This is a genomic window from Streptomyces sp. NPDC058289 (genome assembly GCF_042880975.1).
Taxonomy (GTDB): Bacteria; Actinomycetota; Actinomycetes; order Streptomycetales; family Streptomycetaceae; genus Streptomyces; species Streptomyces stoeckheimensis.
In genome coordinates this window covers 1-22,874 of sequence record NZ_JBHVYI010000090.1, presented here as the reverse complement: position 1 = coordinate 22,874, position 22,874 = coordinate 1, and the positions used below count along the sequence as shown (strand labels likewise).

The following is a 22,874-nucleotide window of genomic DNA, read 5'->3' as shown; positions in this document are numbered from 1 at the left end:
CCGCCGGTCCGCACGGGAGGCTTCGCCCCTCCGCGCCCCCGGCTCCGCCGGTCCGCACGGGAGGCTTCGCCCCTCCGCGCCCCCGGCTCCGCCGGTCCGCACGGGAGGCTTCGCCCCTCCGCGCCCCCGGCTCCGCCGGACCGCACGGGAGGCTTCGCCCCTCCGCGCCCCCGGCTCCGCCGGTCCGCACGGGAGGCTTCGCCCCTCCGCGCCCCCGGCTCCGCCGGTCCGCGCTGCGTGGGCGAGCGCCCGGGCACCGCAGCTCCGCCGCCCCGGGCACCGCCGCTCCGCCGCCCCGGCCAGGCGGCCTCCGAGGGCTCAGTCGATGCGTCGGGCCGGGCCCAGGAGGCCGGTCTCCCCGTCCGTCGGCTGGGTCATCACGAACTGTCGGTCCCCCTCGGTGCACCACAGGGTGACCCCGTCGCCCAGCGTCGGCAGGGACTCCACCGCCGCCGCGGGCAGCCGCATCAGGCGGCCGAGCTGTTCCGCCTCGTCCGGGGAGACCCGCTGGACGCCGACCAGGGAGGCGTTGCGCACCAGGCGGGGAGCCGCCGGGCTCAGGTACGGGAGCAGGGTCAGGACCGACTGCCAGGGTCCCGCCGCCACGCGGCCCCGCGGCGGCCGCATGCCGCAGTCGCGGATCACCAGGACCGGACTGCCCGCGGACGCACCCTGCGGCGGCACCCGGCCGACGTCGTGCAGGGTCACGCACTGCTGGCCCCCGCCCGCGGCCTGCGCGAGCCCGGACCACACCTGGCTGCGCCCGGTCTCCACCGTCACGCGCGCCCCCGTGGCGGCCGCCCGCAGGGCCAGGACCTGCGCCGTCCACAGGCCGCCGATCAGCGTGACCTCGTACGGTGTCGGCCGGTTGATGCCGAGGACCGCCGGGCGGCCCCCCGAGTCCACGCCAATGACGACCCCGTCGTCCCCGACCGGCAGTGCGAGCGCGTCCAGCTCCGCCGCCTGGACCACGTGCCGTTCCCGGCGCGGGCCGACCAGTCCGAAGCCGCCCCGCACCGAGCCCCGGGCCGCGCTCTGCGCCGAGCCCGGAGCGGACCCCGGAGCGGACCCCGGAGCCGATGCCGGCGCAGACCCCCGCGCGGACCCCCGCGCCGAACGCCTCGTAGAACCAGAGCCCCTCATCGCGCTCCTCCCAGCGGCAGCGACGCCAGCAGCCCCGGCACCTGCTCCCGGTCCAGCCGTACCAGCCCGGCCCTGACTCCCCGAGCGGTCTGTTCCAGTCCGCGCCGCGCGGTGACCAGTTCCTCGTCGCTGCGCCCGGTGACCCGTACGTGCCCGGTCAGCGTGACCTCGTGCCGTGCGGCGGGGGTCATCGTCAGGCTGAAGTTCGTCGCCAGCGCCGGCAGCGAGGTCAACAGCGCGACGAACTGCGGAAGTCCCGCCCCGCTCCCGCCCAACTGGGGCCAGCGGCTGATCCAGTACGTGGTGTGCCGCCGGTCGTCGCAGCGCCAGGTCCGCGGGGTCTCCTCGGTACGCCGTCCCGTGGCCGCCGATCGCCCGGCCTGGGTGATCGCCATCGGGTTCGCGCAGGAGGACGTGGCCAGTGCGCCCGTCAGCTCCTGTTCCGTGAGCACCGTCGCGCGGAAACCGGCCCCCGCGAGCCTGCTCGCCAACTGGTCCGCGACCCGCACCAGACACCGCTGCGCACCCGGCAGCCCGCCCCCGCGCGCGGTGACCGCGTCGGGGCACAGCTCCGGATCCAGCTTGAGCGCGATCCAGGTGAGGCGCACCGCCGGGCTCCCGGTCAGGGCCTGGAGCGGGGCGTAGTTGCGCGCGGCCATCGACTGGGCCGGCAGGTGCGGCGCGGGCGCCGGCTGGGTGTGCTGCACGAGCTGCGCGGACTCCAGCCGGATGCCGTCCACTTCGAGGACGTCCCGTACGAGGCCCAGCGGCAGCGGCCGCTCCGCCCGGTCGGGCCGCAGCGCGGTGGCGTCCATGTCGACTTGGACCACCGCGGTCAGGAAGGTGCCGTCGCCGACCATCCCGACGGGCCGCCGGTCACGGTCCCGGTCCTTCTCCCGCTCGCTGAACGTGAGCGTCCGCAACGCCGGTTCGGCCTCGACGAGCGGGGCCAGCCCCGGCTCCGTGCCGGCCGGCACCGCCGTGGCGGCGGCCCGGCGGCGGCGTGCGCGCAGCGCCAGCGCGCCGCCGATCCACTCGGGCAGCGAGCGCCGGTGCCTGCGTACGACCGCGAGCAGGACGAGGATCAGGGCGAGCACACCGGCCGGCGCCAGCAGCAGCGGCTCCACCACCCAGGCCGCCAACAGCGCCGCCGCGGCGACCTGGAGGAGCACGAGTTGTTGCAATCGGAACGGCCCGAAACGACCCGGGCCGGACTTCGGATGCGGCGTCACTCCGGCGGGCGCGGGTGCGGGCGCCCCGGTCCGCGGCCTCACGGCAGTGGCCATCACTCGCGCACCTCACCTTTCCGGAGTTCGTACCCCTGAGCCCCGGCAGCACGCGCGACAGCCGGCCGCTCGCCCCCGGAATCTCCCCAATCCGCCCCAACACCCCTGTTTCCCCCGGCCCGGAAGGCGTGGAGCGGCTGCCTCACCCTACCCGGCCCCCACCCACCCTCCGTCAAGAGGCATAGTAGGTGGCCGGTCGGACAATAGAGGCCCGGAGACCGTACCCACCGACCGGGCCGTGCGGGGAGAATCAGGCGGCCATGGCCTCACGACGTGACGAGCTCAACGCGTACACCTTTGCGAAGCGACGCACGGTGGCCGCGTTCCTTCAGCCTTCCGCGAGCGGTTCCGAGGAGGGCGCTCCGCGACCGTTGCGCGCCGTCCTGCCCGGTGTGATCACCGCGGCGCTCGTCCTCGCCGCCTTCGGAGCCTGGGGGATGTTCAAGCCGACGGCCCCCAAGGGCTGGGACACCCCGGGCGACCACGTCATCGTCGGCAAGGATTCGACGACCCGCTACGTCGTCCTGACCACCAAGGTCGACGGCAAGGACCAGACCCGCCTGCACCCGGTGCTCAACCTCGCCTCCGCCCGGCTGCTGCTCGACCCGTCCAAGGCCAAGGTCGTCCAGGTCGAGGACAAGGTGCTGGACGCGGGCAAGCTCCCGCGCGGCCCCATCATCGGCATCCCGTACGCCCCCGACCGGCTGCCCGCCCCGGCGGAGGCGGGGAAGGCCAAGCGCTGGGCCGTCTGTCAGCAGCCCGGCGGCAACGGCAAGGGCGTGCAGACGGCCGCCTTCGTCCTGGCCGACCGCGAGGCGAACCTGATGGACGACGGGCGCCGGCTCTCCGACTCCCAGGCCCTGTACGTCCAGAGCACCGGCCCGGGCAGGGCCCGCTACCTCGTGGACGCCGCGGGCATGAAGTACAAGTTCCCCGAGGGCACCGCGGACGCGCGCACCATGACCAACGCCCTCGTCGGCGGCAGCGCCGTCCCCCAGCCGGTCACCGAGGAGTGGCTGGCCACCCTCGGCTCCGGCGACGACCTGGCCTTCCCCGAACTGCCGGGCGCCAAGGCCGGGACCGCCGCCGGGGTCAAGGGCCTGGCCAGCACCGACGACAAGGTCGGCATGGTGCTGAAGGCCGTGACCGGTGCGGGTGCGCAGCACTACCTGGTGGTGCCCGGCAAGGTCGTCCCCGTCTCCGACTTCGTCGCCTGGCTGATGATCTCCTCGCCCGCGACCGACCGGCTGGACATGCACGGCAAGCCCCACGAGGTGGACCTCCAGTCCATCAACCCGGACCGCACGCCCTTCAAGGGCGACGCGAAATGGCCGCTGAAGAAGACCGACCGGATCAACGAGGTCCGCGCCACCGGCGCCACCGCCGCGGACGGCGCCCGCGACACCGTCTGCAGCGTGCTGCGCTCGGTCGACGCCCAGGGCCGCCAGACGCTGAGCACCTGGGCCGGCACCGGATTCCCGGTCGACATCACCGCCACCGGCACGAGCGCCTACGTCACCCCGGGCACGGGCCTGCTCTACACCCAGACGCAGGGCCGCCAGACCACCGCGGGCGGCGCGCTCTTCCTGGTCACCGACACCGGCCTGCGGTACGCCGTCCAGGCCAACGGCGACAGCGACGCGGCCCAGCCCTCACCCGGACCGAGCGCGAGCTCCGGCCAGGGCGGGCCGACCACCTCCGACGGCCGCCCCGCTCCGAGCCAGGCCCAGGCCCGGCTCGGATACGCGAACGTGGTCCCGGTGACGGTGCCCATCGCCTGGTCGGAGTTCCTCTCCAAGGGGCCCCGCCTCGACAGCAACTCCGCCCGTCAGCCCCAGGGTTCGTGATGCCGAGCACAGCGAAGCCCGCCTTCGCCGCCCTGCTGGCGGCCGCCGCCCTCACCGTGGGAGCCGGGCCGCAGCCCTCGTACGGCAACGAGAACGGGCACGGGACCGCGCACGGGGCGGCGCATGCGGCCGCGCACGGGGCCGCGTACGGGAGCGCGCGCGAGACCCCGTACCCCCTGAACCTCGCGGGCGCCGGCGAGTGCACCTTCCCGATGAAGAAGCAGATAGAAGACCGGCCCTGGGCGCTCCAGCGCCTGCTGCTCGACGAGCTCTGGGCGCAGACCAAGGGCCGCTCCAAGGACGGGAAGAGCGTCCGCGTGGCCGTCATCGACACCGGCGTCGACCGGGTCAACCCGCAGCTCAGCGACGCCCTCGACATCGGGGCCGGCCGGGACTTCCTCGATGCCAAGGGCGACGGCACCGCGGACACCGTCGGGCACGGCACCAAGGTCGCCGGGCTGATCGCGGCCCGCCCGAAGCCCGGTACCGGCTTCGTCGGGCTCGCCCCCGAGGCCACGATCATCCCGATCCGGCAGAACGACGGGCAGGGCAACGGCAACGCCGAGACCCTGAGCGAGGCCATCACGCACGCGGTCGCCAAGGGCGCCCAGGTCATCAACATCTCGCAGGACACCGAGGTGCCGATGACCCAGGACTCCAAGCTCGGCCAGGCCGTCAAGAAGGCCGTGGAGGCAAACGTGGTCGTCATCGCCTCGGCGGGCAACGACGGCCTGACCGGGAAGAAGCGCCCCACCTACCCGGCGGCCTTCCCCGGCGTCCTGGCCGTGGGCTCCTCGGACCGCAACAACGAGCGCGCCGCCTTCTCCCAGCCCGGCTCCTTCGTCGGGATCGCGGCGCCCGGGGTCGACATGGTCTCCACCGTCCCCGGCTTCGGCCAGTGCGTGGACAACGGCACCAGTTTCTCCGCTCCCTACGTCGCAGGCGTCGCCGCCCTGCTGCGCGCCAAGCACCCGCAGTGGACGGCGCAGGAAGTGGTCTGGCAGCTCCAGAACACCGCGGAGCGCTCCGTCAACGGTCACGACGACTACGTGGGCTGGGGCGTGGTCGACCCGGTCCGGGCGCTCACCCAGTCCGCCGTGGGAGCAGAGCCCCCCAAGGCCCCCGTGCCGGACCCCGGGCCGCCCCGCGCGGCGGCCCCGGAACCGGCCGCGATGCGCACGAGCGAGACGGCGCGCGAACGCGACGAGCGGCTCGGCACGTACGCGCTGGGGATCGGCGGGGTGCTCATCGCCGTGATCGCCGGTACCGCCACGGTGGTCCGGGACGCCCGGAACAGACGGCGCCGTTTGCTGTGAACGGTCACGGTTCATCAACAGATCCCAAAGGGCTGTGTTGGGTAAGGCCGATCAACTGACTACAGTGATCGGAGGCTTCACGACTGTGATCGGGGATGGTGTGTGAAGCGGAGGGGATCCGGGGGCGCGTGGCTGAAAACCGCCTCCTCGAAGTACCGCTCCGCCGCGCGATCCGCCGGTTCTGTCTGGCGAATTGAGAGATGAGGAGCTTCGGATGACCAACAATTTCGGACTCGCTGATGACCCGGTAAAGCAGGCACTGAACAAGATTTCGGAGACCGCCGACAGCGTCACCCGGCAGTCCCGGGAGCTGGCGGACATCCTCGCCACCGTCAGTGCGGGCTGGACCGGTGTGGGTGCGTCGGGGTTCACCTCCGCGCAGACCGTCGTCAACGAGGACCACGACGAGATCCGCCGGCTGCTCGGCGTCCTGCACAACGCGGTCGGGCAGACCAAGAACCTGAGCAACGCGCAGGACGACGACGTGGTCTCGGCGTTCCAGGCGGTCAAGGCGTCCAGCGGCGGCGGCAACACCTCCGCACTGAACGGGATCTGACCCACTTCCTCACCCACCTGCCCCGCCCCGTGCGAAGGAGAAGAGCATGACCGCGAACGACGGGCACACCAAGGTCCGGTACGAGAGCGTCCAGGTGATGGCGGACCGCATCCGCATCGTCTCGGACAACATCAAGAAGGACCTCGACGAGATGGGTGCGGCCCTGACGGTCGTCACCGACACCTGGGACGGCGAGGCGCACGCCCAGTACGTCGAGCTGCAGCGCAAGTACAACGCCAAGGCCGACCACATGCGCGCCACGCTGCGCCAGGTCGCGGACCTCATCGAGCGCGGCAAGAACGACTACCGCGCCACCGACGTGAAGGCCTCGCGCCTGTTCACCGAGGCCTACTAGGCCCTCGGCACCGCGAAGCGCCGCCGGAAACGGCAAAGCACTGCCGGCAACGGCAAAGCACTGCCGGTAACGGCGAAGCACGAGGAGAAGGGGCGCGCCCGCACCGGGCGCGCCCCTTCCTCCGTCTCCGCGAGCCCTACGGCTCCTGGCGCGGATCCCGGTCGAGATCGAACTCCCCGTCCCTGGCCCCGAGTACGAACGCCTCCCACTCGGCGGCGGTGTAGCGCAGCACCGTTTCCCGGTCCAGCGAGGACCGCATCGCCACAGCTCCCTCGGGCAGCCGGGCGATCTCGACCCGCTCCTCGTCGGGAGAGGTACCGGGCGGGCCCTCCCACTCGACGCCGCTGATGTCGAGCCCGTACAGCTCGTCCTTCTCCTGCTGAGTGCCCATGCGCGGCCTCTCCTTCGGTGGTGCGATCCCTGCCGATTATCGACGCTGACCAGCCGCGCGCGGGGAGCTTTCCGCAACCCTCCCAGGCCCCTTCCGGACCCTGGGCCCCCGCGCACCGGCCGGCGTCCCGCCCTACATCCCCGGCATCCGCCCGATCTGGATCAGCGAGGTCCCGCGCTTGCGCGAGACGAAGGAGGCCCGGCCCGCAGGCATGGGGCGCGGCCGCACGTTGCCGACCAGATCCCCCTCGGACGGATCGCCGGACAGCACCACACCCTGCGCGCCGAGCTCCTTGATCCGCTGCATGAACGGCTCGTACAGCGCCCGCGAGGCACCCGCCGAGCTGCGCGCGATGATGAAGCGCACCCCCGTGTCGCGTGCGAACGGCAGGAACTCCACCAGCTGCGCCAGCGGATTGCCCTGGCTCGTGGCCACCAGGTCGAAATCGTCGATGATGATGAACACGTCGGGGCCCGTCCACCAGCTGCGGTCGCGCAACTGCTGCGGAGTGACGTCCTGCGGGGGCTGCCGGCGGGCGAACACCCCGGCCAGCGCCTCCATGTGCATCTGCAGGGAGCTCGCCATCGGCGCGTACTCCAGCAGGTGTTCCTCCGGCAGCGCACCGAGCAGGCTGCGCCGGTAGTCGCCGACCACCAGCCGTGCCCGGTCCGGTCCGTAGCGCTCCGAGATCCGCTGCGCGACGAGCCGCAGCAGGTTCGTCTTGCCCGACTCGCTCTCGCCGAACACGAGGAGGAAGGGGTCGGTCTCGAAGTCGACGAACACCGGCTCCAGCTCGGTCTCGTCGATGCCGATCGCGATCCCGCGCTCCGGGCGGTCCCCGCCCTTCGGGAGCTGGTCCGCGTGGAGCAGCCGCGGCAGCAGCCGCACGCCGGGGGCGGCCTGGCCGGCCCAGTTCTGCTTCACGGCGTCCACGAAGGCGGCCGTGGCCTCCGACAGGTCCTCCGCCGCGTGCGAGCCGTCGACCCGCGGCAGCGCGCCCAGGAAGTGCAGCTTCTCCGCGACCTGGCCGCGGCCCGGCATCCCCGTCGGGACGTTCGCCGCCACCTTGCGGTCGAACTCGGAGTCCATGACATCGCCGAGGCGCAGCTCCAGCCGGCTGAGGATCTGGTCCTTCAGCGCGGCCCGGACCTCCATGTACCGGGCGACCGTGATCACCACGTGGATGCCGTATCCCAGCCCGCGGGACGCGATGTCCGTGACGACCTGCTCCAGGGCCTCGTACTCGCCCCGGAAGCCGCCCCAGCCGTCGATGACCAGGAACACGTCGCCCCAGGCCTCCCCGGGCAGCTCGCCCGCGGCCCGCCGGCGCCGGTAGGTGCCGATCGAGTCGATGCCGTTCGCGCGGAAGAACTCCTCGCGCCGGCGCAGCACTCCGGCCACCTCCGCGACCGTACGCCGCACCCGCTCCGGGTCCAGCCGGGACGCGATCCCGCCCACGTGCGGCAGTTCGGCCAGCGAGGACAGACCGCCGCCGCCGAAGTCCAGCCCGTAGAACTGCACCTCGCGCGGGGTGTGCGTCAGCGCGAACGAGGAGATCAGCGTCCGCATCAGCGTGGACTTGCCCGACTGCGGACCGCCGACCACCATCATGTGGCCCGCCGCACCCGAGAAGTCCCGGTACAGCACCTCGCGCCGCTGCTCGAACGGCTTGTCGATGAGCCCGAGCGGTACGACCAGCCCGCCCGGCCGCGTGTACCCCTCCGCGTGCAGCCCCCGCTCCGCCGACGGCGCCAGCGCCGGCAGCAACTGGTCCAGCGGCGGAGCCTGGTCCAGCGGCGGCAGCCACACCTGGTGCGCCGGCACCCCCTGCCCCTCCAGCCGTCCCACGATCACGTCCAGCACCGTGTCCGCCAGCGCGTCGTCGCCCTGCCCGGCCCGCTCGGCCTCCGCCGCCCGCGCCGACAGGTACGCCGGGTCCGGAGCCGCGTACACCACGGGCACCGGCGCCGCCGTGAACAGCACGGGCCGCCGCTCCACCGGGAACAGCCCGACCGAGAGGTCGGGCCCGCCCGAGCGGTAGGTACCCGAGACGTACGCGGCCTTGAAGCGCGTCATCTCGTCCGTACCGAACTTCAGATAGCCCGAACCGGGCACCGACGGCAGGTGGTAGGCGTCCGGCACGCCGATCGCGGTCCGCGACTCCGCCGCCGAGAAGGTCCGCAGACCGATCCGGTACGACAGGTACGTGTCCAGCCCGCGCAGCTTGCCCTCCTCCAGCCGCTGCGAGGCCAGCAGCAGGTGCACGCCCAGCGACCGGCCGATCCGGCCGATCTGGATGAACATGTCGATGAAGTCCGGCTTCGCGGTCAGCAGCTCGGAGAACTCGTCGATGACCAGCACCAGCGAGGCCAGCGGTTCCAGCGGAGCACCCGCCGCGCGGGCCTTCTCGTAGTCGTGGATGTTCGCGTAATTGCCCGCCGAGCGCAGCAGCTCCTGGCGGCGCTGCAGTTCGCCCCGGATCGAGTCGCCCATGCGGTCCACGAGCGTGAGGTCGTCCGCCAGGTTGGTGATGACCGCCGCGACGTGCGGCATCTGCCCCATCCCGGTGAAGGTCGCACCGCCCTTGAAGTCGGCGAGTACGAAGTTCAGCGTCTCCGAGGTGTGCGTGACGGCCAGCCCCAGCACCAGCGTGCGCAGCAGCTCCGACTTGCCCGAACCGGTCGCGCCCACGCACAGCCCGTGCGGGCCCATGCCCTCCTGCGCGGCCTCCTTCAGGTCCAGCATCACCGGGGAGCCGTCCTCGCCGACCCCGATCGGCACGCGCAGCCGCTCGCCGGCGGAGCGCGGCCGCCAGGTCCGGGCCACGTCCACGGCGGCCGCGTCGCCCAGGTTCAGCAGGTCGGTGAAGTCCAGATTGGCCAGCAGCGGCTCGTCCTCGTCCCCGCCGCCCGTCCGCAGCGGCGCCAGCTGCCGGGCCAGCGCCTCGGCCGCCGGAAGCGACAGAGTGTCGGGCACACCCTCGTAGGCGAAGCCCGCACCCGACTCCAGCCGCAGCCGACCCGGCCGCACCACGACCGACAGCCCGCCGCGCGCCTCGTCCAGCTCGCCCGCCACCACCTCGACGACGGTGACCCCCTGGAGACCCTCGGCCGCCGCGAACACCGAGTCCGGCGGCACCAGACCCCCGCGGGAACCCGAGTCCAGTACGAGGACCACGTGCGGCTGGTCCAGCATCGGGGAGCCCTCCCGGCTGAACCGGGGCCGCCCCTCCAGCCGGGAACCCAACAGCCCTTCCAGCTCGGCGATGTCGTCGCCGAACAGCCGCTTCGTGCCCGCCCCGTCGATCTGACCCGGAACCTGGGTGTGCGGCAGCCACTTCACCCAGTCCCACTCCGCCACCGAGCCGGGTGCGGCCACCACGGCCACCATCAGGTCCTCGGGGGAGTGCAGCGTCGCCAGTTGCGCCACCAGCGCCCGCGCGGTGCCCCGCGCAGACTCGGGCTCACCGGAGACCGTCACGTGGTAGAACGCCCGCAACGACACCGCCATCGGCAGCCCGTCCAGCGAGGAGTGCACCCGCAGGAAACGCTGCATGGCGCCCGCCGTCAGCGGCTCCAGCTCGTCCACCGGCGCCGTGTCCGGAGCCACCAGAGGGGTCGCCAGGCGCTGCGCGCCCAGCCCCAGCCGGGCCTGTCCGAAGTCCGCGTCGCCGACCCGCCGCTCCCACAGCCGCGAGCCCTCGGCCACCACCGACCACAACTGCTCCGGAGCCGGGTGCAGATACAGCTGCGCGTCACGCTGGACCCGCGCGGTCCTCCGTACCTGACGGCGCGTTTGCGCCAGGTACTTGAGGTAATCCCGCCGGATATCTGCCATTTGCCCTTGCGTACCGCGCCGGTGCCGCACCAGCTGGGCCACCAGCATGCCCACCGTCGACACCATCATCAGCACGCCCATGATGCGCATGAACGGCGCGGCACCCGGCATGAAGAAGAACACGGCGGACGAGCCCATCCCGAGCATCGGGAGGAGCTGCATCAGCACGCCCTCCTGCTGCCCCCGGGGAAGTTCCGGCGGTGCCTCGAGCCTCAGTTCGTCCGAAGGCACTTCGGGCGGCAGCGACCGGGGCGGACGTTTGACGACGATCTGGCTCACCGGAGCATCAATCCCTCGAAAACAGACGGGACGTCGCAACCGGCGCCCTCAAGTCCCGGGCGCGAAGGGGGTCTCCTTCGCAGAGAGGTGATCCTACTTGCCGACAGTCATCGGGCCTCCCGGTAGGGTGGCGCGCGCAGCATGCGCATCCGCGAATCGGCTGCGCACCGGGGGCGGACCACCGTCTCCGCGCACACCCACGCACACACCCACCGGGGGGCATCAGGTGAACACCGCCGAGGCGACCGGCTTCCGCAGGGTCACCGTCGTGGCTCCCGACAGCCGCATAGACGTCGCCCTCCCCGAGGACATCGCCGTCGCCGACATCTACCCCGAGCTGCTGCGCCTCACCGGCCAGACCCAGCCCGTCGGCGCACCCACCGGCTTCCACCTGGTCCTGCGCTCCGGCACCGTCCTCGACGGCGCCCGCACCCTCGCGGCCCAGCAGGTCCTCGACGGCGAAGTGCTGAGCCTGCGCCCGTTCGCGGAATCCCTGCCGCCCGCCGTCTTCGACGACGTCTCCGACGCCGTCGCCGCCGCCGTGGTGCGCGACCGCCACCGCTGGAGCGACGACATGCTGCGCGGCGCGGGCCTGACCGGCGCGGCCGTCCTCTTCGTCCTCCTCGGCTTCGTCCTCTGGTACGCCGACCCCGTCCTGCACGACATGCACGGACTGCCCGGCATCATCGCGGGCTCCGTCGGCGTGCTCCTCACCGCCGCCGCGGGCGTCCGGGCCCGGGTCTACCGCGACCGCGGCTCCGCCGTCGCCCTCGGCCTCGCCGCCGTACCGCACCTGCTGCTCGCCGGCGCCGGCATCATCGCCCCCGCCGCGGTCCAGGGCCCCGGCCGGCTCCAGTTCCTCCTCGGCTGCGTCTGCGTGCTCGTCGCCTCCGTCGCCCTCGTCGCCCTCACCCCCGACGGCGACGCCCCCTTCGTGGCGACCACCTTCCTCGCCGCCACCGGGACCCTGGCCACGTTCGCCGCGATCGCCGCCGACGCCGGCGCGACCTCCGCCGCGGCCGTCTGCGCCCCCACCGCCATCGGGCTCGTCGCCTTCCTCCCCGGCTTCTCCGCCCGCTTCGCCCGCCTCCCCATCGGCTACGCCGCCCCGCAGAGCGCCACGGCCGAGTACGAGACCCCGGACCGCTACGAGAGCGAGCCGTACGGTGAGCGCTCCGCCGCCGACGGGCACGACTCCGGAGCCCCCCTCGACGCCGAGGCCATCGCCGCCCAGGCCCGCCGCGGCCACGAGATGCTCCTCGGCCTCGTCGGCGGCTGCGCCGCCGTCGCCGTCGGCTCGGCCGCCGTCCTCGGCTTCTCGGACAACACCTGGGCCCGGCTCCTGGCCCTGGCGACCGGCCTCGCGATGCTGCTGCGCGCCCGCCTCTTCCGCTACACCTCCCAGGTCGCCTGCACCCTCGTGGCCGGCTTCGCCGCCCTGGGCCTGCTCGTCCTGGGCCTCGCCATGCACCCGCCGGCCGCCCTGCTCCGTGAGCTCGCCCTGTACGGAGACCACAGCGGCCTGGAGATCCGTACGCTCTGGCTCTCCGCCGCCGTCGCCGCCGGTGCGGCCCTCTTCGCCGGAATTGCATTGGTCATTCCCCGCAAGGGTCTGTCACCCTTCTGGGGGCGGCTGCTCGACCTCACCGAGGCGGCGGTCCTGCTCAGCCTGGTCCCGCTGGCCCTGGCCGTGCTCGACGTCTACGCCCGGGCCCGAGCTCTCACCAGCTGAGACGAGGGGCTGCGGCAGCCTGGTACGCTGTGTGACGGCCGTTTGTGTACGCGCCTCGGGTTCTTCCGGAGGCTGCGCTCAACGGATCCCGCCTCCCGAGTTACGGAAGATCCCCAGAGAATTCGACCTGGGGCACTCGGTGGCTATGTAGACCTATTACAAGGAGTACGCGTGCCGCTCGACGCCGCAGTCAAGAAGCAGCTCATCGCAGAGTTTGGTGCCAAGGAGGGCGACACCGGCTCCCCCGAGGTCCAGGTCGCCATGCTGTCCCGCCGCATCTCGGACCTGACCGAGCACCTGAAGCTCCACAAGCACGACCACCACTCCCGCCGTGGTCTGCTGATCCTGGTCGGTCAGCGTCGCCGCCTGCTGCAGTACCTGGCCAAGAAGGACATCCAGCGCTTCCGTACGCTGGTCGAGCGCCTCGGCATCCGCCGCGGTGCGGCCGGCGCCAAGTAAAGACGCTGTGAAGGGAGCGGTCCCCACATTGAGTGGGCCGCTCCCTTTGCTGTACGTGCGCGACGTACCGGACGCTTTGTAGTCTGGAAGCGTCCGCGTCGTAAGACGCGCACAACTGAAGAGGAGGAGCGCCCTCCCTACGCCGCCGGTCCTCGGTAGTGGCATCCGGAAAGCCCGTACGCGGCTTCGCCCGGCTGCTTCGATCGAAGACCGGCCCGCACGCCAGGAGCGCTTCTCCGCAACCGTCCACCACCACACGGGTGGCGGACGGAGACGACGAAAATGGAGAAAACGCTAGTGGAGAACGAGACCCACTACGCCGAGGCCGTCATTGACAACGGTTCCTTCGGCACCCGCACCATCCGCTTCGAGACGGGCCGTCTGGCCCGCCAGGCCGCCGGCTCCGCCGTTGCCTACCTGGACGACGACACGATGGTGCTTTCCGCCACCACCGCGTCGAAGAAGCCCAAGGACCAGCTCGACTTCTTCCCCCTGACGGTGGACGTCGAGGAGCGGCAGTACGCGGCCGGCAAGATCCCCGGCTCCTTCTTCCGCCGCGAGGGTCGCCCCTCCGAGGACGCGATCCTCACCTGTCGCCTGATCGACCGCCCGCTGCGCCCGTCCTTCAAGAAGGGCCTGCGCAACGAGATCCAGGTCGTCGCGACGATCATGGCGCTCAACCCCGACCACTTGTACGACGTCGTGGCGATCAACGCCGCCTCCGCGTCCACCCAGCTGGCCGGTCTGCCCTTCTCCGGTCCGATCGGTGGCGTCCGCGTCGCGCTGATCCGCGGCCAGTGGGTTGCCTTCCCGACGCACACCGAGCTCGAGGACGCCGTCTTCGACATGGTCGTCGCGGGCCGCGTGCTCGAGGACGGCGACGTCGCGATCATGATGGTCGAGGCCGAGGCCACCGAGAAGACCATCGCCCTGGTCAAGGGCGGCGCCGAGGCGCCGACCGAGGAGGTCGTGGCCGCCGGCCTCGACGCCTCGAAGCCCTTCATCAAGGCCCTCTGCAAGGCCCAGGCCGACCTGGCCGCCAAGGCCGCCAAGCCCGAGGGCGAGTTCCCGGTCTTCCTGGACTACCAGGACGACGTGTTCGAGGCCCTCTCGGCCGCGGTCAAGGGCGAGCTCACCCAGGCGCTGACCATCGCGGGCAAGCAGGAGCGCGAGGCCGAGCTGGACCGCGTCAAGGACATCGCCGCCGAGAAGCTCCTCCCGGCCTTCGAAGGCCGCGAGAAGGAGATCTCCGCCGCGTACCGCAGCCTGACCAAGGCCGTGGTCCGCGAGCGCGTCATCAAGGACAAGGTCCGCATCGACGGCCGCGGGCTCACGGACATCCGTACCCTCGCCGCCGAGGTCGAGGCCATCCCGCGCGTGCACGGCTCGGCGCTGTTCGAGCGTGGCGAGACCCAGATCCTGGGCGTCACCACCCTCAACATGCTCCGCATGGAGCAGCAGCTGGACACCCTCTCCCCGGTGACCCGCAAGCGCTACATGCACAACTACAACTTCCCGCCGTACTCGGTCGGCGAGACCGGCCGCGTCGGTTCGCCGAAGCGCCGCGAGATCGGCCACGGCGCGCTCGCCGAGCGCGCGATCGTGCCGGTCCTCCCGACCCGCGAGGAGTTCCCCTACGCGATCCGCCAGGTGTCCGAGGCTCTCGGCTCCAACGGTTCGACGTCCATGGGCTCCGTCTGCGCCTCCACCATGTCGCTGCTGAACGCCGGTGTGCCCCTCAAGGCCCCCGTCGCCGGCATCGCCATGGGCCTGATCTCCCAGGAGATCGACGGCAAGACCCACTACGTCGCCCTCACCGACATCCTCGGTGCGGAGGACGCCTTCGGCGACATGGACTTCAAGGTCGCCGGCACCAAGGAGTTCGTCACCGCGCTCCAGCTCGACACCAAGCTGGACGGCATCCCGGCCTCCGTCCTGGCCGCGGCCCTCACCCAGGCCCGCGACGCCCGCCTCCACATCCTCGACGTGATGATGGAAGCGATCGACACGCCGGACGCCATGTCCCCGTTCGCCCCCCGGATCATCACGGTCAAGATCCCGGTGGACAAGATCGGTGAGGTCATCGGCCCCAAGGGCAAGATGATCAACCAGATCCAGGAGGACACCGGCGCCGAGATCACGATCGAGGACGACGGCACCATCTACATCGGTGCCGCCGACGGTCCGGCCGCCGAGGCCGCCCGCGCCACGATCAACCAGATCGCCAACCCGACCATGCCGGAGGTCGGCGAGCGTTACCTGGGTACGGTCGTCAAGACCACCACCTTCGGTGCCTTCGTCTCCCTCATGCCCGGCAAGGACGGCCTGCTGCACATCTCGCAGATCCGCAAGCTCGCCGGTGGCAAGCGCGTGGAGAACGTCGAGGACGTGCTCGCGGTCGGCACCAAGGTCCAGGTCGAGATCGCGGAGATCGACTCCCGCGGCAAGCTCTCCCTGGTCCCCGTGATCGACGGCGAGGCAGCCGGTGATGCCTCCGATGACGCAGGCAAGGACGACTCCGACAAGTGACGTCGCGTAGTTCCCGTGTGACGGCCCGCCCCTCTTCGGAGGGGCGGGCCGTCGCCCGTACCCAAACACTGCTCAAGGGCGCCAACGGCATCGGCACCGTCCGCCGCACGGTCCTCCCCGGCGGACTGCGCGTCGTCACCGAGACCCTGCCGTCCGTCCGCTCCGCCACCTTCGGGATCTGGGCGCACGTCGGCTCCCGGGACGAGACGCCCACGCTCAACGGCGCCACGCACTACCTGGAGCACCTCCTTTTCAAGGGCACCGAGAAGCGCAGTGCCCTCGACATCTCCTCCGCGATCGACGCGGTCGGCGGCGAGATGAACGCCTTCACGGCGAAGGAGTACACCTGCTACTACGCGCGGGTGCTCGACACCGACCTGCCGCTGGCCATCGACGTCGTGTGCGACATGCTCACCGGCTCGCTGATCCTCGAATCCGATGTCGACGCCGAGCGCGGAGTCATCCTCGAAGAGATCGCGATGACCGAGGACGACCCGGGCGACATGGTCCACGACCTGTTCGCCCAGACCATGTACGGGGACACCCCGCTCGGGCGCCCCGTCCTCGGCACGGTCGACACGATCAACGCGCTCACCGCCGACCGGATCCGCCGCTTCTACAAGAAGCACTACGACCCCACCCACCTGGTCGTGGCGGCCGCGGGCAACGTCGACCACAACAAGGTCGTACGCCAGGTCCGCGCGGCCTTCGAGAAGGCCGGCGCCCTGACCCGCACCGACGCCGAACCGGTCGGTCCGCGCTCCGGAACCAAGCGGATCCGCACCTCCGGCCGCGTCGAGCTGGTCAACCGCAAGACCGAGCAGGCCCACGTGGTCCTCGGCATGCCGGCCCTGGCCCGCACGGACGAGCGGCGCTGGGCGCTGGGCGTACTGAACACCGCGCTCGGCGGAGGCATGTCCTCCCGCCTCTTCCAGGAGGTCCGGGAGAAGCGCGGTCTCGCCTACAGCGTGTACTCGTACACCTCGGGCTTCGCCGACACCGGCCTCTTCGGCGTCTATGCCGGCTGCCGCCCCAACCAGGTCCACGACGTACTGCGGATCTGCCGGGACGAGCTGGACAAGGTCGCCTCCGACGGGATCACCGACGAGGAGATCCGGCGGGCCGTCGGCCAGCTGTCCGGATCCACCGTCCTCGGCCTCGAGGACACCGGCGCGATCATGAACCGCATCGGCAAGAGCGAGCTGTGCTGGGGCGACCAGATGTCGGTCGACGACCTGCTGGCACGGATCGCGGCCGTCACCCCGGACGAAGTGCGCTCGGTCGCGCAGGACGTCCTGGCCCAGCGGCCCTCGCTCGCGGTGATCGGCCCGCTGAAGGAGAAGCAGGCGGCCCGTCTGGACGAGGCCGTCGCCTAGCCGGGTGAACCCCCAGGAGCACGTTGCCCGGGCCCCGGGACAGGGCCCGGGTCCGTACGCACTTTAAGGAATGACATGAGCAAGCTGCGCGTGGCAGTTCTCGGCGCCCAGGGCCGCATCGGCTCCGAGGCGGTCAAGGCCGTCGAGGCCGCCGAGGACATGGAACTGGTGGCCGCCCTCGGCCGAGGAGACAAGCTGGAGACGCTGGCCGAGGCCGGCGCCCAGGTCGCGGTCGAGCTGACCACCCCCGCCTCGGTGATGGAGAACCTGGAGTTCCTGGTCCGCCACGGCATCCACGGAGTGGTCGGAACCACCGGCTGGACCGAGGACCGCCTCGCCCGGCTGAACACCTGGCTCGACGCTTCCCCGGCGACCGGTGTGCTCATCGCGCCGAACTTCTCCATCGGCGCCGTCCTCACGATGAAGTTCGCCGTTCAGGCCGCCCGGTACTTCGAGTCCGTCGAGGTCGTCGAACTGCACCACCCGAACAAGGTCGACGCCCCCTCCGGCACGGCGACCCGTACGGCGCAGCTCATCGCGGCCGCCCGCGCGGAGGCCGGCCTCGGCGCGCAGCCCGACGCCACCGCCACCGCCCTCGACGGCGCGCGCGGCGCGGACGTCGACGGGGTCCCGGTGCACGCGATCCGCCTCCGCGGCCTGCTGGCCCACCAGGAGGTGCTCCTCGGCGGCGAGGGCGAAACCCTGACCATCCGTCACGACTCCCTGCACCACAGCAGCTTCATGCCGGGCATCCTGCTCGGCGCGCGCCGCGTGACGCAGACCCCGGGCCTCACCTTCGGCCTGGAAAACTTCCTCGAACTCGGCTGACGAGCAGGCGGCTGCACCCATGCGCGCGAAGATCCTCTACTTCATCACGGCCGCGGTCCTGGTCGTGTACTTCGTCCTGGTCGGCAGCAGGGGCCTGATGCTGATCCGGCACGGGACCTGGCTCACCGTCACCTTCGGGGTGGCGGTGCTGATCCTGCCGGTCATCGGCGTCTGGTTCCTCTGGAAGAACACCCAGTTCGTCACCAAGGCCAACCAGCTCGGAGCCGAGCTGGAGGCCGAGGGCGGACTGCCCGTGGACGAGCTGGAGCGGGACAAGTACGGCCGGATCCTGCGGGACTCGGCCGACGAGGTCTTCGCGCGCCGCAGGGCCGAGACGGAGGACGCTCCGGGGGACTGGCGCAGCTGGTTCCGCCTCGCCATCGCCTACCACGACGCCCGCGACACCCCGCGGGCCCGCAAGGCCATGCAGCGGGCCATCTCGCTACACGACGGAAAGCCCGTACAAGCCTGAGCCTGTACGGGCTTCCCGTGCGGGTGTGACGCCCTCTCGGGGGCGGTGGGGCGGGCTGCCTCAGGCCGGCACGGCCCGGTACTCGTCTGCCCAGGCCTCGACCGAGCCGGCGGCCCGGTCGAAGGCCTCGGTCCGCGACAGGAAATCCGCGTTGTGGTCGGTCAGCAGGACCGGCAGCTCGGCGCCGCCGTGCGCGGCCACCGTCAGGGCCTGGCCCTGTACGGTCCGCGGCAGTCCGAGCCAGCGCACGGGCTGCTGCACCGTGCGGACCTCGCCGACCTGGTTCCAGGGGAGCGAGCGGGTCGTGAAGAACCCGGCCACGCGCAGCCCCTTGGGGCTCACCCAGACGCCCGTGCGCAGCAGCCGCACGGCGGAGCCGACCACGGCGAGCGAGGCGAGCAGACCGCCCAGGGCGCCGGTCCAGGTGCCTGCGGCCACGATGATCACGGTGGCGAACAGCATGAACGAGCCGAGCAACAGCAGCACGGCGGCGATGGCCACCCGCCAGGGCCCCGGACGGTAGGGGCGACGCCAGCGGTCGGGGTCTTCGTAGGGGAGCGTCTCCCCGGTGTCGTGCGCGTCGAATGCGCCGTCGGCCGTCAGGAAGGGCAGGGGCACGGCAGGACCTCACTCACATGCACGTTCGGTTGGGCTGTGCCCGTGAGGCTACCGCCCCTCGGAGGCCTCCGACTGCTGCGACTTCGCCGGTGCGTGGCTCGGCTGCAGTGCGGGGATGCCGAAGAGCAGCGACCCGACGAGCCCCGCGACGACGGTCAGTCCGACCAGACTACGGGCGGCGATCTGGGTCTTGCTCAGACTCTCGCGCGGCGGCGGAGTGACGTTGCTGCGGAATCGGTCGGCCTCGGCGACGAAGGCGAACGGGACGGGTTCGCGCCGGCGGAACATGGGGAACGACTCTCCTCACGGTCAGGGCCCTTGGGGCAGTGGGGGAAGGACGGGCGGACGTTCTACGAAGTAGGACGCACGAAAGGCCCGATCGGTGCCGATTTTCGGGACATTAACCAAATTTTATGGCGCTGCGTCAGCTCCGCCGGCGCGAGCCCGGCGAGCGCGACGGGCCCGGCCTGCCCGTTCGGCCCCGCCGGCCGAGATGCCTCGTATGCATGAATCTTCCGGTTCCGCACGGATGTACGGAACAAGTCTGAAGTGTCCGTATTGCCACGTTTCGTAAAGTTCATCTAGGCTGATCAAACGGACCCGGCACTGCTTGAACCCCCGAGCAGGCAGTGCCGGGCTCCAACACCCTCATCACGTCCCCCGAGGGGACACCGCGAGCATGGCAGCGAGTAGCGTGTTACCCATGGCTCCGATCTCGACTCCGCAGACCCCCTTCGGGCGGGTCCTCACCGCCATGATCACGCCGTTTACGGCGGATGGCGCACTTGACCTCGACGGCGCGCAGCAGCTCGCCGTCCACTTGGTGGATGCAGGCAACGACGGCCTGATCATCAACGGCACCACCGGTGAGTCGCCGACCACCACTGACGCGGAGAAAAACGACCTCGTACGAGCCGTACTCGAAGCGGTCGGAGACCGGGCCCACGTGGTCGCCGGCATCGGCACCAATGACACCCGTCACACCCTCGAGCTGGCCCGCCAGGCCGAGCGCACCGGCGCTCACGGCCTGCTCGCGGTCACCCCGTACTACAGCAAGCCGCCGCAGGAGGGTCTCTTCCGGCACTTCACGGCGATCGCCGACGCCACCGAGCTCCCGGTCATGCTCTACGACATCCCGGGCCGCAGCGGTGTCCCGATCAATACGGAAACACTCGTCCGGCTGGCCGAGCACCCCCGTATCGTTGCCAACAAGGACGCCAAGGGCGACCTCGGACGCGCCAGCTGGGCCATCGCGCAGAGCGGCCTGGCCTGGTACTCCGGTGACGACATGCTGAACCTGCCGCTCCTGTCGGTCGGCGCGATCGGCTTCGTCTCCGTGGTCGGTCACGTGGTCACCCCCGAGCTCCGCGAGATGCTCGAGGCCCACCTGGGCGGCGACGTCCAGAAGGCCACCGAGATCCACCAGAAGCTGCTCCCCGTCTTCACCGGCATGTTCCGCACCCAGGGTGTGATCACCACCAAGGGCGCACTGAACCTGCAGGGCCTGCCCGCGGGCCCGCTGCGGCTCCCGCTGGTCGAGCTGACCGCCGAAGAGACGGCGCAGCTCAAGATCGATCTTGCCGCCGGCGGGGTACAGCTCTGACATCAGACTTCACAACTGAATAAGCAGAACCACCCAAGACAACAGCAAGTGCACGAATGACATGCGCGCCACGTGCCTCGACGGGTACGTGGCCGCGCGTGGTGAAGGAGAACCTTTTGAGCCATCCGCATCCTGAACTCGGTCCGCCGCCGAAGCTCCCCAAGGGCGGCCTTCGGGTCACCCCCCTGGGCGGGCTCGGTGAGATCGGCCGCAACATGACCGTCTTCGAGTTCGACGGCCGCCTGCTCATCGTCGACTGCGGTGTCCTCTTCCCCGAAGAGGAGCAGCCGGGCATCGACCTGATCCTGCCGGACTTCTCGTCCATCCGGGATCGCCTCGACGACATCGAGGGCATCGTCCTCACGCACGGCCACGAAGACCACATCGGCGCCGTCCCCTACCTCCTCCGGGAGAAGCCGGACATCCCGCTGATCGGCTCCAAGCTGACGCTGGCGCTCATCGAGGCCAAGCTCCAGGAGCACCGCATCCGCCCCTACACCCTCGAGGTGAAGGAAGGCGAGCGCGAGAACCTCGGCCCCTTCGACTGCGAGTTCATCGCGGTCAACCACTCCATCCCGGACGCCCTGGCCGTGGCCATCCGCACCGGCGCCGGCATGGTCGTGTGCACCGGTGACTTCAAGATGGACCAGCTCCCGCTGGACAACCGCCTCACCGACCTGCACGCCTTCGCGCGCCTGAGCGAAGAGGGCATCGACCTTCTCCTCTCGGACTCGACGAACGCCGAGGTCCCGGGCTTCGTCCCGCCCGAGCGCGAGATCTCGAACGTCCTGCGCACGGTGTTCGCCAACGCCAACAACCGGATCATCGTGGCGAGCTTCGCGAGCCACGTGCACCGGATCCAGCAGATCCTCGACGCCGCGCACGAGTACGGTCGCAGGGTCGCCTTCGTCGGCCGCTCGATGGTCCGCAACATGGGCATCGCCCGCGACCTGGGCTACCTGAAGGTTCCGGCCGGCCTGGTCGTGGACGTCAAGACCCTCGACGACCTGCCGGCCCACGAGGTCGTCCTGGTCTGCACGGGTTCGCAGGGCGAGCCGATGGCGGCCCTGTCCCGCATGGCGAACCGCGACCACCAGATCCGGATCGTCCCGGGCGACACGGTCATCCTGGCCTCGTCGCTCATCCCGGGCAACGAGAACGCGGTCTACCGCGTGATCAACGGCCTGACCCGCTGGGGCGCCAACGTCGTGCACAAGGGCAACGCCAAGGTGCACGTCTCCGGCCACGCCTCCGCAGGCGAGCTGCTGTACTTCTACAACATCTGCAAGCCGCGGAACCTGATGCCCGTCCACGGCGAATGGCGCCACCTGCGCGCCAACGCCGAGCTCGGCGCCCTGACGGGCGTACCGAAGGACCGCATCGTCATCGCCGAGGACGGCGTCGTCGTCGACCTCATCGACGGCAAGGCCCGCATCTCGGGCAAGGTCCAGGCCGGCTACGTCTACGTGGACGGCCTCTCGGTCGGCGACGTCACCGAAGCCCACCTCAAGGACCGCAAGATCCTCGGTGACGAGGGCATCATCTCGGTCTACGTCGTGGTGGACAGCACCACGGGCAAGATCGTCAGCGGCCCGAACATCCAGGCCCGCGGCTCCGGCATCGAGGACTCGGCGTTCACCTCCGTCCTGCCGAAGATCGAGGAAGCCATCGCCCGCGCCGCGGCCGACGGCGTCGCAGAGCCGCACCAGATCCAGCAGCTCATCCGCCGCACGATGGGCAAGTGGGTCTCGGACGGCTACCGCCGGCGCCCGATGATCCTCCCGGTCGTCGTCGAGGTCTGACCCTCGCCGTAGCGACCACACCGGAGCGGGGCAACCGGATTTGCATCCGGGGGCCCCGCTCCAGTACGTTTACGTCTCCACCTCGCACGACCCCCCGGCACACACGTGTGCCCGGCCGTGTCGATGCGGGCGGGTGGGATTCCAGAGCAGGGAAACCTGATAAAGTCTGGCTCGCCCGAAAGGGAATGGCTCTCCAATGGCCATCCAATTCAAATCCAAGTCGGAAACGACACGGAAATGATCTGGTAGAGTTGGAATCGCCGGAAAGGGAAAACGCGAAAGCGGATGACCTGGAAGGCGGAAAACAAGCGAGACGGACTCTGATAGAGTCTGAAACGCAAGAACAGAACGAAAAGCCCGGAGGAAAGCCCGAGAGGGTGAGTACAAAGGAAGCGTCCGTTCCTTGAGAACTCAACAGCGTGCCAAAAATCAACGCCAAAAGTTG

At 71.0% G+C, this 22,874-nt stretch carries 18 protein-coding genes; 12 read left to right on the top strand and 6 right to left on the bottom strand.

All coding sequences use genetic code 11. The features are described from left to right. Positions 1 to 318: 318 nt before the first annotated feature. Together ACFVX6_RS32990 and eccE are read right to left on the bottom strand one after the other, a co-directional pair. Entirely contained in the window at positions 319 to 1,017 is a 699-nt protein-coding gene (locus tag ACFVX6_RS32990; protein ID WP_389697736.1) for a hypothetical protein, read from the bottom strand. A gap of 122 nt (positions 1,018 to 1,139) precedes the next feature. Then, the gene (gene eccE / locus ACFVX6_RS32985; protein WP_389697734.1) at positions 1,140 to 2,429 is read right to left on the bottom strand and encodes a type VII secretion protein EccE; all 1,290 of its coding nucleotides are present in this window, start codon (positions 2,427 to 2,429) and stop codon (positions 1,140 to 1,142) included. Between the two features lie 260 nt (positions 2,430 to 2,689). On the opposite strand from eccE, the gene eccB reads away from it, so the two are divergent. The 4 genes from eccB to ACFVX6_RS32965 all read left to right on the top strand — a co-directional run bounded on the left by eccB (position 2,690) and on the right by ACFVX6_RS32965 (position 6,503). Further along, entirely contained in the window at positions 2,690 to 4,276 is a 1,587-nt protein-coding gene (gene eccB, locus ACFVX6_RS32980; protein WP_389697732.1) for a type VII secretion protein EccB, read from the top strand. Next, positions 4,276 to 5,592, top strand: a complete 1,317-nt coding sequence (mycP, locus tag ACFVX6_RS32975; protein ID WP_389697730.1) for a type VII secretion-associated serine protease mycosin — start codon at positions 4,276 to 4,278, stop codon at positions 5,590 to 5,592. Before eccB ends, mycP begins: the two co-directional genes overlap by 1 nt. Positions 5,593 to 5,806: 214 nt before the next feature. Then, positions 5,807 to 6,148 carry a WXG100 family type VII secretion target gene (locus tag ACFVX6_RS32970; RefSeq protein WP_389697728.1) on the top strand — a complete coding sequence of 114 codons (342 nt, stop codon included), beginning with the start codon at positions 5,807 to 5,809 and terminating at the stop codon, positions 6,146 to 6,148. Between the two features lie 46 nt (positions 6,149 to 6,194). Continuing rightward, positions 6,195 to 6,503, top strand: a complete 309-nt coding sequence (locus ACFVX6_RS32965; RefSeq protein WP_389697726.1) for a WXG100 family type VII secretion target — start codon at positions 6,195 to 6,197, stop codon at positions 6,501 to 6,503. Between the two features lie 136 nt (positions 6,504 to 6,639). On the opposite strand, the gene ACFVX6_RS32960 is transcribed toward ACFVX6_RS32965, so the two are convergent. After that, complete coding sequence (locus ACFVX6_RS32960; protein WP_389697724.1) at positions 6,640 to 6,894, bottom strand: DUF397 domain-containing protein; 255 nt, start codon at positions 6,892 to 6,894, stop codon at positions 6,640 to 6,642. Between the two features lie 132 nt (positions 6,895 to 7,026). After that, the gene (eccCa, locus tag ACFVX6_RS32955; protein ID WP_389697722.1) at positions 7,027 to 11,010 is read right to left on the bottom strand and encodes a type VII secretion protein EccCa; all 3,984 of its coding nucleotides are present in this window, start codon (positions 11,008 to 11,010) and stop codon (positions 7,027 to 7,029) included. 226 nt (positions 11,011 to 11,236) lie between these two features. Between eccCa and eccD the strand changes: the two genes are divergently transcribed. The 6 genes from eccD to ACFVX6_RS32925 all read left to right on the top strand — a co-directional run bounded on the left by eccD (position 11,237) and on the right by ACFVX6_RS32925 (position 18,406). After that, on the top strand, positions 11,237 to 12,742 hold the full coding sequence (gene eccD, locus ACFVX6_RS32950) for a type VII secretion integral membrane protein EccD (protein WP_389697720.1): 1,506 nt from the start codon (positions 11,237 to 11,239) through the stop codon (positions 12,740 to 12,742). Between the two features lie 171 nt (positions 12,743 to 12,913). Further along, a complete protein-coding gene (gene rpsO, locus ACFVX6_RS32945; protein ID WP_267758433.1) occupies positions 12,914 to 13,201 on the top strand; it encodes a 30S ribosomal protein S15 in 288 nt (95 codons plus the stop codon). Between the two features lie 297 nt (positions 13,202 to 13,498). Next, positions 13,499 to 15,730, top strand: a complete 2,232-nt coding sequence (locus ACFVX6_RS32940; RefSeq protein WP_389697744.1) for a polyribonucleotide nucleotidyltransferase — start codon at positions 13,499 to 13,501, stop codon at positions 15,728 to 15,730. Further along, positions 15,727 to 17,106 (top strand): M16 family metallopeptidase, encoded by a 1,380-nt coding sequence (locus tag ACFVX6_RS32935; protein ID WP_389697718.1) that lies wholly within the window; start codon positions 15,727 to 15,729, stop codon positions 17,104 to 17,106. Before ACFVX6_RS32940 ends, ACFVX6_RS32935 begins: the two co-directional genes overlap by 4 nt. A 75-nt stretch (positions 17,107 to 17,181) precedes the next feature. Next, positions 17,182 to 17,934 carry a 4-hydroxy-tetrahydrodipicolinate reductase gene (dapB, locus tag ACFVX6_RS32930; RefSeq protein WP_389697716.1) on the top strand — a complete coding sequence of 251 codons (753 nt, stop codon included), beginning with the start codon at positions 17,182 to 17,184 and terminating at the stop codon, positions 17,932 to 17,934. A gap of 19 nt (positions 17,935 to 17,953) precedes the next feature. Further along, a complete protein-coding gene (locus ACFVX6_RS32925; protein WP_266954845.1) occupies positions 17,954 to 18,406 on the top strand; it encodes a hypothetical protein in 453 nt (150 codons plus the stop codon). 60 nt (positions 18,407 to 18,466) lie between these two features. On the opposite strand, the gene ACFVX6_RS32920 is transcribed toward ACFVX6_RS32925, so the two are convergent. After that, positions 18,467 to 19,024: a PH domain-containing protein gene (locus tag ACFVX6_RS32920; protein WP_389697714.1), complete on the bottom strand. Its 558-nt coding sequence runs from the start codon at positions 19,022 to 19,024 to the stop codon at positions 18,467 to 18,469. A gap of 48 nt (positions 19,025 to 19,072) precedes the next feature. Then, positions 19,073 to 19,312, bottom strand: a complete 240-nt coding sequence (locus ACFVX6_RS32915; RefSeq protein ID WP_243337485.1) for a hypothetical protein — start codon at positions 19,310 to 19,312, stop codon at positions 19,073 to 19,075. A 415-nt stretch (positions 19,313 to 19,727) separates the two neighbouring features. Here ACFVX6_RS32915 and dapA point away from each other — a divergent pair, with 415 nt between their 5' ends. Next, positions 19,728 to 20,627 (top strand): 4-hydroxy-tetrahydrodipicolinate synthase, encoded by a 900-nt coding sequence (gene dapA, locus ACFVX6_RS32910; RefSeq protein ID WP_389697712.1) that lies wholly within the window; start codon positions 19,728 to 19,730, stop codon positions 20,625 to 20,627. A 116-nt stretch (positions 20,628 to 20,743) separates the two neighbouring features. After that, the gene (locus tag ACFVX6_RS32905; protein ID WP_327304249.1) at positions 20,744 to 22,429 is read left to right on the top strand and encodes a ribonuclease J; all 1,686 of its coding nucleotides are present in this window, start codon (positions 20,744 to 20,746) and stop codon (positions 22,427 to 22,429) included. The last annotated feature ends 445 nt before the right edge of the window (positions 22,430 to 22,874 follow it).

Coding starts and splice junctions, on each gene's coding strand:
- eccE (WP_389697734.1), bottom strand. CDS start 2,429: ATGGCCACTGCCGTGAGGCCGCGGACCGGGGCGCCCGCACCCGCGCCC.
- eccB (WP_389697732.1), top strand. CDS start 2,690: ATGGCCTCACGACGTGACGAGCTCAACGCGTACACCTTTGCGAAGCGA.
- mycP (WP_389697730.1), top strand. CDS start 4,276: ATGCCGAGCACAGCGAAGCCCGCCTTCGCCGCCCTGCTGGCGGCCGCC.
- ACFVX6_RS32970 (WP_389697728.1), top strand. CDS start 5,807: ATGACCAACAATTTCGGACTCGCTGATGACCCGGTAAAGCAGGCACTG.
- ACFVX6_RS32965 (WP_389697726.1), top strand. CDS start 6,195: ATGACCGCGAACGACGGGCACACCAAGGTCCGGTACGAGAGCGTCCAG.
- ACFVX6_RS32960 (WP_389697724.1), bottom strand. CDS start 6,894: ATGGGCACTCAGCAGGAGAAGGACGAGCTGTACGGGCTCGACATCAGC.
- dapB (WP_389697716.1), top strand. CDS start 17,182: ATGAGCAAGCTGCGCGTGGCAGTTCTCGGCGCCCAGGGCCGCATCGGC.
- ACFVX6_RS32925 (WP_266954845.1), top strand. CDS start 17,954: ATGCGCGCGAAGATCCTCTACTTCATCACGGCCGCGGTCCTGGTCGTG.
- ACFVX6_RS32915 (WP_243337485.1), bottom strand. CDS start 19,312: ATGTTCCGCCGGCGCGAACCCGTCCCGTTCGCCTTCGTCGCCGAGGCC.
- dapA (WP_389697712.1), top strand. CDS start 19,728: ATGGCTCCGATCTCGACTCCGCAGACCCCCTTCGGGCGGGTCCTCACC.